A 13,121-nucleotide genomic window follows, 5' to 3' on the forward strand; every position below is an offset into this window, starting at 1 on the left:
TGTGATATGAGCTTTCTATACCAGCCTAATCCCCACGCTATTGAGCAAGATAGCTTTCGCCAGATTCGCCAGCTAACAGATCTAGCAGGTTTAAGCACAGATGCCCAACAAGTGGTGATGCGTGTTGTCCACAGTGTGGGTGACCCCAATGTGGCGCGTCAGATGCGTATCAGTGTCAATGCGTGCGAAGCAGGCCGTGCCGCACTGGCCAACCATAACGCCATATTATGTGATGTAGAAATGGTAAAGCAGGGTATTACTAAGCGTATGATCCAAAGCCCACCCCTATGCTATTTAAACCATGAAGATACAGCAGCAATGGCCAAAGCGCGGGGTGAAACTCGCTCTATGGCCGCGTTAGACCTTTGGGGTGATCAGCTTAGAGACAGCGTAGTGGTGATTGGTAATGCACCCACCGCATTATTTCGCTTATTAGAAATGATCAAATCAGGCGCAGCTAAACCTGCTTTAATCGTAGGTATTCCTGTAGGTTTTGTGGGCGCTGCTGAGTCTAAGCAAGCCCTCTGGGACATCCATGAAGAGCTAGGCATTCAGTGCATTACCTTGCTTGGCCGCCAAGGTGGCAGCGCTGCTGCGTCTTCTGTAGTGAACGCATTACTGCGCTGTAACATTGGCGAGCGTTACTAATGCCTAAAATAACAGTTATTGGCTTAGGCATTTGCCAACCCCCATTATTGAATGAAAAGGCCCTAAAAGCCTTGCGCTCTTGCGATTGCATTATGGGGTCACCTAGGCAGCTAGAAAGTGTTGGACCACTGTTTGCTCCACCTAAGTGTGAGGGTGGGCCTACTTCACATCAAGTGCTGATGGCTTTACCCAAACTCAAGCACATTGTTAATGACATTAAGGGCTTTGATCATGTGGTCATTCTAGCCTCAGGGGATCCATTGTTATTTGGCATTGGCAAATATTTACAAAGCACATTTAGTCCAAAATTAGGCTATGACGTGGTCTGTATTAGTGGCGTTTCAAGCTTACAAGGGGCATGCGAATTAACCGGCCTGTCATTACAAGATGCGCAGCTAGTGAGCCTCCATGGGCGGCCACTAAACTACCTTAATCGGCACTTACAGCCCCTTCGCAACCTATTGATTCTTACCGATAAGCACAGTCATCCCAAAGCCATTGCTCAAGCCTTAGTATCGGCAAACTTGCCACACTCAGTAATGCATGTGTGCGAGCGCTTAGGGTATGCGGATCAAAGGTCTCAACAATTTGATGCAAAAACACTTTTGCAATCTAGTCAGACCTTCCATCCACTTCACGTCACAGTAGTTCGCACGTTGGGTGGTGGTAATGTAATGCCTAGCTTCCCAGGTATAGCAGATGCCCACTTTGTAACTGATGGGGAATCTGGCAAAGGCCTGCTTACAAAACGTGAAGTGAGGCTTAATATTCTCAGTTTGTTGCAGCCCTCACCCCAAGATATAGCATGGGACATAGGCGCAGGCTGTGGTGGCGTAGCTATTGAATGGGCACTTTGGAACCCCTCAGGACACGTGTATGGTATTGAACATCACAGCCAACGTGTGGCTTGTCTAAATGCCAATATAGATGCTTTTGGAGTGAGTGCTAACTTACTTATTAAGCAAGGCAGGGCGCCTGATTGTCTTGTAGGACTACCCAATCCAGACAAGGTTTTTATTGGCGGTAGTGGTGGTGAACTTAGCGCCATATTGCAGTTAGCTTGGCAGCGCATTAAGCCCGGTGGACGCCTTGTAGCCAGTGCCGTTACCGAGCCAAGCAAGGCAACATTGAGAGACTTTACCCAGCTGATTGGCCAACAACCCGAAAATTATCTACAAGTGGCTATAAGCCGCCAAGACACCATTGCTGGGCAAGATGTATTGCGGCCTGCCTTACCAATCATCTTAATGAGCTGGCATAAAGCCCTAGAGACAGCAAACTAATGCATAACTTCCAAGCTAAATCTGGTGTATTTTACGGCGTAGGTGTAGGCCCTGGTGATCCATTATTGATCACTCTAAAGGCACACCACCTTATCCAAGGTGCCGATGTGATTTGTTATTTGTCTAACCAAATAGGCACTTCACAAGCCCGTGATATTGCTAGCCTAAGCATAACAAGCCGCAGCACCCCTGCCGAAGAAGTAGCCATTCCTATGCCCATGAGCACAGATCGCACTGCCGCTAATGCTGCCTACGATTTGGGTGCAGCACAGATTTCTGTACACATAAAATCAGGAAAGTCTGTGGTCTTTTTATGTGAAGGTGATCCACTATTTTTTGGGTCTTTTAGTTATCTACTAGAGCGTTTGAGTGATTCACATGAGTGTCTTGTAGTGCCTGGAATCTCCTCTGTAAACGCTGCAGCATCAGCATTGCAGCAGCCCCTCACGCTGTTACAAGAATCCTTTGTAGTAATGAGTGGTCGGCACACTGATGCGCAACTAGAGCAAGCCCTTATTAGCCACGACAGTGTGGTGATCATGAAAGCAGGCTGGGCCCGAGCCCGCATCCTTGCCATACTTGATAAAACAGGGCGTACAGCAGATGCGAGTTACCTTGCGTACATAGGCCGTGACAACGAAGAAATTTTAACTGATGTCACACAGTTAGCTAATACAACAGGCCCATACTTCTCTTTGTTTGTAGTCCTTAAGCGGGAGCGCCTTTCATGATCCGTATTTTTGCCTTAACTAAAGCTGGTGCACTCCTAGGAGAGCGTTTAAAAATACTGCTGTTGGCTAAGGACCCAAACGCCTTGGTTTCATTTGAACTCAAACCTCAGCCCTTTGCCGAAACTGTTCAAACGGCTTTTACCCACGAGGAACGGCTTATTTTAATCTGTGCCACCGGCATTGCTGTGCGCACTTTGGCGCCTGTTTTATTAGATAAATACCGCGATCCTGCCGTATTAGTGCTCGATGAACAAGGTCAGTTTGTTATTCCGTTGCTGTCTGGCCATGAAGGTGGTGCTAACGAATGGGGTCGCCAAGTGAGCGACCTACTAGATGCACAGCTAGCCATGACCACTGCTCAGCCATACCTGCAGCCTGTGTATACCGTAGGCATGGGCTGCGAGCGCGGTTGCAGTAAAGAGCACTTATTAGAATTTTTAAACCAATGCTTGTTTGAAAAAGGCCTCACTATTAACGACATTGTCAGCATAAACAGCATTGACATTAAAGCGGATGAGACGGGCCTTATCGACTTGGCTCAAAGCCTTGGGAAAAGTTTCCAAACTTATTCAGCTGAGGCTTTGGCTGCTGTAAATGACCAACTTATTAACCCTTCACAGTATGTGTACGACACTGTAGGGGTTTATGGCGTAGCAGAGTCTGCCGCACTCTGGTCGGCTCAACAGGCCACTGGTAATGAAGCCCAGCTACTGCAAGCTAAACTAAAAACACCTAAAGCAACTTGTGCTATAGCCCGAGCATTTCCGCCCGGTGCTGGTTCAATTGGCGAACAAGATTAACCCTTAAACCTACCCAATAAGCACGAGATCAACATGAGTAAATTATTTATCGTCAGTACCGGCCCAGGTGATGCACAGTTAGTGGCGCCTCGTGCCCACGCTGCTATTGCTGCCAGTACAGACCTAGTGGCATACGGCCTCTACCTAGATATTTTAGGTGATGTATGTGACGGCAAACAGCACTATGACTTACCCCTAGGCGAAGAAATTGGTCGCGCCCGTTTGGCGTTAAATTTGGCTGCGAGTGGCAAGGTTACTTCACTCATTTCTAGCGGTGATATTGGCATTTATGCCATGGCGACCTTGGTATTTGAATTACTCGACATGCAGTTAGAGGGTAAGGAGAATCACCCAGAATGGTTAGATGTAGAGTTAGAAGTTATTCCAGGAATTTCTGCCATGCAAGCGGGTGCCAGCCGCGTAGGCGCTATGTTGGGACATGACTTTTGCACTATTTCTTTGTCAGATTTGCTCACGCCTTGGGAAACCATTCTTAAGCGGATTGAAAAAGCTGGCGAAGGCGATTTTGTAGTGTCTTTCTATAACCCTGTGTCTAAAAAACGTGATTGGCAGCTTAACAAAGCCCGCGACATTTTGTTACAGCACCGCCCAGCTTCAACACCAGTATTAGTCGGTCGTCAGCTTACGCGCCCAGAAGAGCAGGTGACCATCATTCGTTTAGATGAATTAGATGCCAAAGACGTGGACATGTTTACCCTTGTCTCCGTGGGCAACAGCGAATCTAGGCACATAGTGAATGGCACCAAAGAGTGGGTTTATACCCCTCGCGGATATAAAAAGAAGCTTTAATCACAAATTTTTGGCAAAACACAGGACAACATTATGACTGTATATTTTATTGGCTCAGGCCCGGGTGATCCAGAGCTAATGACCCTTAAAGGTCAACGCTTACTGGATGCAGCACCCGTGGTGCTCTTTGCAGGGTCATTAATACCAGATGAAAATATGGAAACGGCACGTTCACGCGGCGCCCTAGTCATAGACACTGCAGCACTGGCATTGGATGCTCAGGTAGAGCTAATGGCCGATGCTCACGCCAAAGGCCAGCATGTGGCCCGGGTACACTCTGGCGATCCCTCATTATATGGTGCCACTGGCGAGCAAATGCGCCGCCTAGAAGCATTAGAAATTGATTACGAAATTATCCCAGGGGTAACAGCCTATTCTGCATCAGCCGCATGGCTGGGCAAAGAGCTTACCTTATCTGGCATTTCACAAACAGTAATCCTTACCCGCTACGAAGGCAAAACCCCCTTCCCAGATCGTGAGCGTTTGCCCGCATTAGCTGCTACAGGTGCTACCTTAGCTATACACTTAGGTGTTACTCGTATTCATAAAATTGTGGAAGACCTGGTCCCCCACTATGGCGAAGACTGCCCAGTGGCTGTGTGTTATCGCACCAGCTGGCCAGACCAAGACAAGGTGACAGGTACTCTAGGTGATATAGTGGCTAAAGTGCGCGCTAAGAAATTTACCCGCACGGCGTTGATTTTAGTAGGTCATGTATTAGATGCTGAGAACTTTGATGATTCGTACCTGTACGATGAAAACAAGGCCCATATCTACCGCAAGAAAGATCATAATAAAAACATAGGCTAGTTCAAGCGCTTTTAAACACAAGTAAACAGCCTCATCTTAAAGTAAAAACCCTATGAAGGGGCTTTTTCGTTATTATACGGGTTCCTTTTGTTTCGTATAAACGTTATGTCTAACCAGCCCTCCACAACAACCATACGTATCGGTATGGTTGAATTCATTTTTCTCATGGCATCATTAATGTCTGTGGTGGCTTTGTCTATCGACGCAGTGTTACCAGCGTTGGGTTTTATGGCGCTGGAATTTAGTGTCGGCGGAAGTGAAATTCAATTGGTCATTACCAGCCTATTTGCCGGCTTTGCCATAGGTCAACTCATATATGGCCCTGTCTCTGACCGTGTAGGTCGATTACCTGGAATTTATGTGGGTTTTGCCTTTTTTATACTGGGCTGCCTATTAGCAATGTCCGCACAGTCTTTAGAGATGATGCTTATTGGGCGCTTTTTACAGGGTATAGGCGCATCTGGACCCCGCATTATGGTGTCGGCCTTAGCCAGAGATTGTTTTAGCGGCCGAGCCATGGCACGCATCATGTCACTGTCTGGCGCAGTATTCATGATCGTGCCCATTTGTGCACCTATGCTAGGGCAAATATTGCTTTGGTTTGGACCATGGCAATACATTTTTGCCATGTACATCATCTTAGCAGTGTTATTGTGCATCTGGACTTGGCTGCGGCTTGACGAAACACTAACCCACGAAAAACGCCGCTCCATTCACCCTAAAGTGCTGTGGGAGGCATTTATCCTTGTACTAAGCAACCGTGTTGCGGCGGGATATACTTTAGTCAGTGGTTTGGTATTTGGTGGTTTTTTGGGATACTTAAGCTCCAGTCAGTGGCTATTCCAAAAAATTTATGACGTAGGCGATGCCTTCCCTCTATATTTTGGCGCTTTAGTATTTCCTAACTTAATGTCTTCCTACCTCAACGCTAAACTGGTCATGCGTTGGGGCATGTTTAGACTGGTGCAGCTAACCAACCTACTGGTCTTCACAGGTTCCTTAGGGCTTTACATGTATGCCCAGTTTTACGATGGTGTACCACCACTAATGCACACAATGGCTTTTTTGTTTGTAATTTTTTCTGGCATTGGTTTTCAGTTTGGCAATCTCAATGCCTTGGCCATGGAACCTTTGGGCCAGGTAGCTGGGATGGGCGCTTCTGTGGTGGGTGCTGGATCAATGTTTATTTCTATTCCTATTGGGGGCTTGATCGGCATGTCGGTAGATACAGATATTTTCCCAGTAGCCCTAGGCATGGCTGTTTGCTCACTGCTGTCTATGTTGGTGATGCATTGGGTGCGGTTTGGTTTTGGTAAACCCAAAGCTGGCGGTGGTGTATCTAGCTAGGCTCAAGTGCTGCTTGAATCGTGATAACTGTTCAAGCGGCTCTAACCGCTTGAAAAAGCGTCGCGTTAGGGATAGTTTACGCCCCTGGAAGGCTGATTTAAGCGGCTTTTTGTGCCAAAATGGCGGGCAATTTCAAACACCCTTTTAGCATTCCATTAAGTACAAGGTTACCCCATGCAACTGAAAAAAATCCCAGCTACTGTTGTCACCGGTTTTCTAGGTAGTGGCAAGACCACTTTATTGTCTAATGTCTTGCGTCAAATTTCTGGTGGTAAAGACCCCAAGCGTATCGCAGTCATCGTTAACGAATTTGGCGAACTGGATATTGATGCTGATTTATTGCGTAATTGCCCATTAGACTGTGATGATGAAGGTGAGGCACCCACCAGCACCCAGCAAGGTATTTATGAACTAGCCAACGGTTGCATTTGCTGCACCGTAGAGGAAGAGTTTTTGCCAGTCATGTTGGAGTTAGTAAAGCGTCGTGATGATATTGACCATATTCTTATTGAAACCAGTGGTTTAGCTTTACCAAAACCCCTTGTGCAAGCCTTCAATTGGCCCGATATTAAGCAACACTTTACCGTTGATGCAGTGATCACGGTAATTGATGGCCCTGCAGTTGCTGCAGGTCGTTTTGCCCACGATGCTGAGCAGGTTCAGGCTCAACGCTTAGCCGATGAAAGCCTTAACCATGACCCTGATCTAGCCGAGTTACTTGATGACCAGCTAAGTGCTGCCGACCTAGTCATCGTATCCAAAAGCGACCTTTTGTCTGGCCAACAACGCAGCAAAGTTGAACAGGTAATTACTGCGAAAGTACCTTCTGCTGTCAAAACTGCTTACATTGGCCAAAATGAAGACGGCACAAGTGATGCGTCTATCGAACTAATACTAGGCCTAGAAGCTGCTGCCGAAGAACGAATCGAAGCCGTGCACACTCACCACGACCATCACCATGACCATGGTGGCCATCATGAGCATGCCCATGACCATTTTGATTCCTGCGTCATTCACCTAGGCGAAGTAGATGGTGAACGGTTACAAGTGGCATTAGCAGCGCTACTTTCTAAGCAACAAATATACCGCGCTAAGGGGTTTGCTGCGATACCCAATAAACCAATGCGTCAAGTCATTCAGGCCGTTGGCCAGCGCTTAGAAAATCACTTTGACCGGTTGTGGGCTGCAGGTGAAGTACGCTGTACCTCCTTGGTCATGATCGGCAAACACCTACATGTTGACGAACTCACCAGCGCATTAAAAGCTGCTGAGGTTTAATCACCCAACATGCATTTGCTCGCAGCACAACCTGGCGGCTTCGTTGAAGAAGAGGGCATTATAGACCTAGGCCAAGACCCCGCTAAAGTGGTGATTTTGGCTGCCGCCGATACTAGCCTCGCTATGCTAGCCACTGCAGCTGAGCAACTTGGTAGCGAGCTACCATCTATTCGCTTAGCAAACTGGAGTCACCTGCTAAAACCAGCAGCTTTTGATCTTTATGAGCACAAGGTGTTGGAGCAAGCAGAATTAGTGATGGTCTCATTACTGGGTGGTGCAAGTTATTGGAATTATGGCTTCGAACGTCTTCAAGCATGGCAGCAGGCCAAGCCTAATCGCCAACTCATTTTAGTGCCAGGAGACGATGCACAAGACCTACAGTTAACCCAAGCCAGCTCTTGTAAGCCCGCTTCTTGTCAGCTTATATGGCAATACCTGCGCCAAGGTGGCGTGAGTAACGGCATTAATTTATTGCGCTATTTAACTCAAGAGCTAAGCCAAGGCTTAGCAGTATCCGCAGCTTTAGACGCCAAGCAGCCTCAATGGCAACCCCCCACGGAACTTCCCCAAGCGCTGATTTATCAACCAGGCGTAGCTCAAGCTAGCTTCATGGATTGGCAAAAACAGACCATTGTACAGGGTTTAAAACACGTACCTGTAGTGGCTCTATTATTTTATCGCAGCCATTTACAAAGCGGTAATACCCGCATGTTTGATGGTTTAATGGCAAGTTTAGTTAACCAAGGCATGAACCCCATTGCTCTTGCCATTACCTCGCTTAAAGACCCACAGGCCTTAGCATTAGTAAACCATACTTTAAAGCAATCAAACTCTAAACTGGTACTAAGCAGCTTGGGGTTTGCCAGCAACAAGGTAGATTCACCAAGCCTTAGCTCCTCACCAACACACTTTCAACTGCCTATTGAGGGTGACATCCCTGTTTTACAGTTGGTACTTTCCTCTACCACGCAGGAGGCATGGCGTGGGCACAAACAAGGGCTAAGATCTCGCGATATTGCCATGCAAGTGGTCTTGCCAGAGATGGATGGCCATGTACTCACTCGAGCAATTAGCTTTAAGTCCATGGGTTACTACAGCAAGCTATGCCAAATAAACCTTATGGGGTATGAGCTCGAACCTGAAAGAGCACAGTTTGTGGCGCGCTTGGCTAAGGGATATTGTTGCCTTGGAAATAAAGCCAATAATGACAAACGTATTGCCCTAATACTTGCCAACTATCCCACCAAAGATGGCCGCATTGGCAATGGTGTGGGTTTAGACACCCCACAATCAGCCATTAATGTATTACACGCTATGCAAAATGCGGGTTACGCCGTTGATACGATACCAGAAAATGGTAATGGCTTAATTGAAGCTCTATTAGAATCTGTCACTAATAACCCCAATACATTGCACCACTTGCCGTGTTGGCAAAGTTTAGAGGTTGCTGTCTACACGAAGCATTTCTCTAAGTTACCACGTAGCTGCCAAGATGCTGTGTTGCAACGCTGGGGAGGTCCAGAGCAAGACCCAAAATACAGACAAGGTCGTATCATGTTGGCAGGCCTGCGCTTAGGTGAAACCTTTGTAGGCATCCAGCCAGCCAGGGGTTATAACCTAGATTTAACAGCCAACTACCATGACCCAGACCTGGTCCCCCCCCATAGTTATTTAGCCTTTTATTTCTGGTTACGCCATGTCTATGAGGTAGATGCACTAATTCACCTTGGCAAACACGGTAATCTAGAATGGCTACCCGGTAAGGGCGTGGCGTTAAGTGATGAATGCTGGCCCGATATTGCCCTTGGCCCAATGCCTCATTTTTACCCGTTTATTGTCAATGATCCAGGTGAAGGTGCTCAAGCGAAGCGTCGGGCCCAAGGGGTTATTATTGATCATTTAATGCCACCTATGGCCCGTGCTGAAATCTATGGAGAACTCGCTGATTTAGAAACCTTGGTAGATGAGCTATACCAAGCCACAGGTCTAGACACCGGCCGTGAGCTCTGGTTAAGGGAGCAAATTGTTACCACCTTGGCTAGTAGTCATCTTAAACAAGAACTGGGGTTAACTGCCAACACGACTGAGAGCGAAATGCTAGCCGAGCTTGATACCTATTTATGTGACATAAAAGAAGCTCAAATTCGTAATGGTTTACATATTTTAGGCCAGTTACCAGATGCAGATGAACTCAGCGAAACCCTAGTAGCATTGCTGCGTTTACCCCGCGGTGAAGCCAACGAAGAACGGGGTATTTTGCACAACCTAGCCCTTGACCTGGGCCTAACTGAATACGATCCTCTAGCCACCAAGGTTAGCCCTTGGCTTGGTGCTAAACCTCAGTTGTTAGCTCAGCAAAGCAACGCTGTATGGCGCTCCACCATGGACACAAGGGAGCGCCTTGAGTTATTAGCACTAAGCTTAGTTAATGAGTACTTACTTTCAGAAAAAAATAATGATATCAATGCTTTAAAAACAGTTCTTCCAAGAACAAGCCAACAATTACATTACACTAAAAATACTATTTTAGTGGCTTTAAAAGATAGCGCTGTGCGTGAGACTCAAGCCCTTATTCAAGGACTAGCAGGCCAGGCAGTAGAACCTGGCCCTAGTGGTGCCCCGACACGGGGACGCTTAGATACCTTGCCTACTGGGCGTAACTTCTTTTCCCTAGACAACCGCAGCGTGCCATCTGCAGCAGCATGGGCGTTAGGCCAGCGCTCAGCCCAAGCCCTTATTGAAAAGCACTTACAAGAGCACGGCGACTACCCCACCCAGCTTGGTTTATCGGTTTGGGGCACAGCCACCATGCGCACTGGTGGTGACGATATTGCCCAGGCGTATGCGTTAATGGGGATCAAACCTATTTGGGCTATTGGTTCACAGCGAGTGACCGATTTCGAAATCATTCCTGCAATGCAATTAGGCCGCCCCCGCGTTGATGTCACCTTGAGAGTATCTGGATTTTTCCGTGATGCTTTCCCTAATGTTATGAAGTTATACGATGCCGCTGTGCAGGCCTTAGCGAGCTTTGATGAACCAGGTTTGGGCGACCAAAATGGCAACACTATTCGCCAAAACGTTGAGCAGCGCAAGGCCGAACTAGAAGCCCAAGGGGTTAGCTCTGAAGACGCCCAACGTCAAGCTAGCTATCGCGTTTATGGCAGTAAACCTGGTGCCTATGGTGCAGGATTGCAGGGGCTTATTGATGAGCGCTGTTGGGCCGAGCGCGCAGACCTTGCTGATGCGTATCTTAACTGGGGTGGATACGCCTATGGTAATCAAACAGGTGATGGGGTGGCCGCCCATGACGATTTTAAACATCGCTTAAGCCAGTTAGAGGCTGTAGTACAAAATCAAGACAACCGTGAACACGATTTATTAGACTCCGATGACTACTACCAATTTCAAGGTGGAATGACAAACGCAGTGACCAGCTTTAGTGGCCAAGCCCCTGCGGTATACCACAGCGATCACAGCAACCCTAGCGTGCCTAAAATCCGTACCCTTAGCGAAGAACTCAACCGTGTGTTGCGCTCTCGTGTACTTAACCCTAAATGGATTAGTGCTATGCAGCGCCATGGTTATAAGGGGGCCTTTGAAATGGCTGCAAGCGTTGACTATCTTTTTGCTTACGATGCCACTACAGATTTAATTGCTGATTACCAATATGAACAGGTGTGCGATGCGCTAATCTTTGAAACAGGTAACCAAGAGTTTATGCGCAACAATAATCCTGCAGCCCTAGAAGAAATGGCTGAACGCATGTTAGAGGCTTGCCAACGAGGCATGTGGCATGAACCAGGTGAACATCAAAAGGCCTTACAAGATTTGCTGTTAGACTTAGATCAACAGAAGGAAACTGCTTCATGACTCAGTCAACATCAACAGCACAGGGTTCACGTACCCTCCTAGTCCAAGGCACCAAAACTGCGTTAGAGAAGAATGTCCGCACGCTTATGGTTCAGGGCACCACATCTGATGCAGGGAAGAGTATATTAGTGACAGCTTTATGCCGTATTTTGGCTCGTAGAGGCATTAAAGTGGCTCCTTTTAAAAGCCAGAATATGGCCCTTAATAGCGCCGTAACTGCTGATGGAGGAGAAATAGGCCGTGCTCAGGCAGTGCAGGCAGAAGCTTGTTTTTTGGCGCCCGATATACGCATGAACCCTATTCTGCTCAAACCCAACAGTGATTTAGGGTCACAAGTAATATTGCGTGGCAAAGCCATTGGTAACATGAAAGCCGTGGAATACCACCAGCACAAGCCTAAGTTGCTACAAGACGTGGTGTGTGCCCATCAAGAACTATTACAAGACTTCGATTTAGTCATGGTTGAAGGAGCTGGCAGCCCTGCAGAAATTAATTTAAGGGAACATGACCTAGCCAATATGGGCTTTGCTGAAGCCGTAGACTGCCCTGTTATTATCGTCGCTGACATAGACCGCGGGGGTGTTTTTGCCCACTTATACGGCACCTTTGAACTGCTCAGCCCCAGCGAAAAAGCGCGCACGCGCGGCTTTATTATTAACCGTTTCCGCGGTGATAAAACACTATTACAGGGTGGTTTAGACTGGTTAGAAGAACACACTGGCAAACCTGTGCTTGCGGTTTTACCTTATATCCACAACTTACACATAGAAGCCGAAGACTCACTAGCAGTTGACCAGTTTACCAAAAGCGATGATGGCAAGCACTTTAAGGTTGTTGTGCCTATTTACCCTAGGGCCAGTAACCATACAGATTTTGATGCCTTAAGAATGCACCCAGATGTGGATTGCCAGCTGTTAAGAGATGTGCAAACCTTCAAAGGCGCAGACCTTATTATTTTGCCGGGAAGTAAGAATACCCGTGGTGATTTAGCGTGGCTTAAACAGTCTGGTTGGGATGCAGTGATTCAACGTCATTTACGTTTAGGTGGCAAAGTCATTGGCATTTGTGGTGGTTATCAAATGTTAGGCCAAGCGGTGCATGACCCAGATGGCACCGAGTCAAACGCAGGTACCAGCAAAGGTTTAGGGCATTTGGATATTGAAACACTACTACAAGGAGAAAAACAGTTACGTAACGTACAAGGTCACTGGTTAAATCAAATAGGTGACATTCCAGTAACAGGTTATGAAATTCATGTGGGACAGACCACTGGGCGCGATTCAGCAAAGCCGCTAATGCAACTTAACACTGGCCCAGACGGTGCCCGCAATACTGAAGACACTGTGATAGGGAGCTATGTACATGGCTTATTTGATGAACCAAAACTACTGGAAGAATTATTACACTGGGCCGGTTTAGAACAGACACAAGCGTTCGATTATCCAGCTTTACGGGCTGCACAGATAGAACGCTTAGCTGATGAAGTAGAAGTAGAGCTGCCCATAGCGAAAATTTTTAATATCATGCAGGGCTGTATATAG

At 47.2% G+C, this 13,121-nt stretch carries 10 protein-coding genes; all 10 read left to right on the forward strand.

Annotation, left to right across the window (positions count from 1 at the left end; translation table 11 throughout):
* Positions 1 to 6 precede the first annotated feature (6 nt).
* The 10 genes from ABXT60_RS13295 to ABXT60_RS13340 all read left to right on the forward strand — a co-directional run bounded on the left by ABXT60_RS13295 (position 7) and on the right by ABXT60_RS13340 (position 13,121).
* Positions 7 to 648 carry a precorrin-8X methylmutase gene (locus ABXT60_RS13295; protein ID WP_443630577.1) on the forward strand — a complete coding sequence of 214 codons (642 nt, stop codon included), beginning with the start codon at positions 7 to 9 and terminating at the stop codon, positions 646 to 648.
* Positions 648 to 1,931, forward strand: a complete 1,284-nt coding sequence (cbiE, locus tag ABXT60_RS13300; protein WP_443630578.1) for a precorrin-6y C5,15-methyltransferase (decarboxylating) subunit CbiE — start codon at positions 648 to 650, stop codon at positions 1,929 to 1,931. The genes ABXT60_RS13295 and cbiE overlap by 1 nt, the downstream gene beginning before the upstream one ends.
* A complete protein-coding gene (gene cobI, locus ABXT60_RS13305) occupies positions 1,931 to 2,662 on the forward strand; it encodes a precorrin-2 C(20)-methyltransferase (RefSeq protein ID WP_443630579.1) in 732 nt (243 codons plus the stop codon). The genes cbiE and cobI overlap by 1 nt, the downstream gene beginning before the upstream one ends.
* Positions 2,659 to 3,462 carry a cobalt-precorrin 5A hydrolase gene (locus ABXT60_RS13310; protein WP_443630580.1) on the forward strand — a complete coding sequence of 268 codons (804 nt, stop codon included), beginning with the start codon at positions 2,659 to 2,661 and terminating at the stop codon, positions 3,460 to 3,462. The genes cobI and ABXT60_RS13310 overlap by 4 nt, the downstream gene beginning before the upstream one ends.
* A 33-nt stretch (positions 3,463 to 3,495) precedes the next feature.
* On the forward strand, positions 3,496 to 4,272 hold the full coding sequence (cobJ, locus tag ABXT60_RS13315; RefSeq protein ID WP_443630581.1) for a precorrin-3B C(17)-methyltransferase: 777 nt from the start codon (positions 3,496 to 3,498) through the stop codon (positions 4,270 to 4,272).
* Positions 4,273 to 4,305: 33 nt separating this feature from the next.
* The gene (cobM, locus tag ABXT60_RS13320) at positions 4,306 to 5,082 is read left to right on the forward strand and encodes a precorrin-4 C(11)-methyltransferase (protein ID WP_443630582.1); all 777 of its coding nucleotides are present in this window, start codon (positions 4,306 to 4,308) and stop codon (positions 5,080 to 5,082) included.
* 105 nt (positions 5,083 to 5,187) lie between these two features.
* A complete protein-coding gene (locus ABXT60_RS13325) occupies positions 5,188 to 6,429 on the forward strand; it encodes a multidrug effflux MFS transporter (protein WP_443630583.1) in 1,242 nt (413 codons plus the stop codon).
* 174 nt (positions 6,430 to 6,603) lie between these two features.
* Positions 6,604 to 7,707 (forward strand): cobalamin biosynthesis protein CobW, encoded by a 1,104-nt coding sequence (gene cobW, locus ABXT60_RS13330; RefSeq protein ID WP_443630584.1) that lies wholly within the window; start codon positions 6,604 to 6,606, stop codon positions 7,705 to 7,707.
* A 9-nt stretch (positions 7,708 to 7,716) separates the two neighbouring features.
* The gene (cobN, locus tag ABXT60_RS13335; RefSeq protein ID WP_443630585.1) at positions 7,717 to 11,580 is read left to right on the forward strand and encodes a cobaltochelatase subunit CobN; all 3,864 of its coding nucleotides are present in this window, start codon (positions 7,717 to 7,719) and stop codon (positions 11,578 to 11,580) included.
* Positions 11,581 to 11,666: 86 nt separating this feature from the next.
* Positions 11,667 to 13,121 (forward strand): cobyric acid synthase, encoded by a 1,455-nt coding sequence (locus tag ABXT60_RS13340; RefSeq protein WP_443632113.1) that lies wholly within the window; start codon positions 11,667 to 11,669, stop codon positions 13,119 to 13,121.

The sequence above is a fragment of the Candidatus Njordibacter sp. Uisw_056 genome, assembly GCF_047730085.1.
Lineage (GTDB): Bacteria > Pseudomonadota > Gammaproteobacteria > Pseudomonadales > Balneatricaceae > Njordibacter.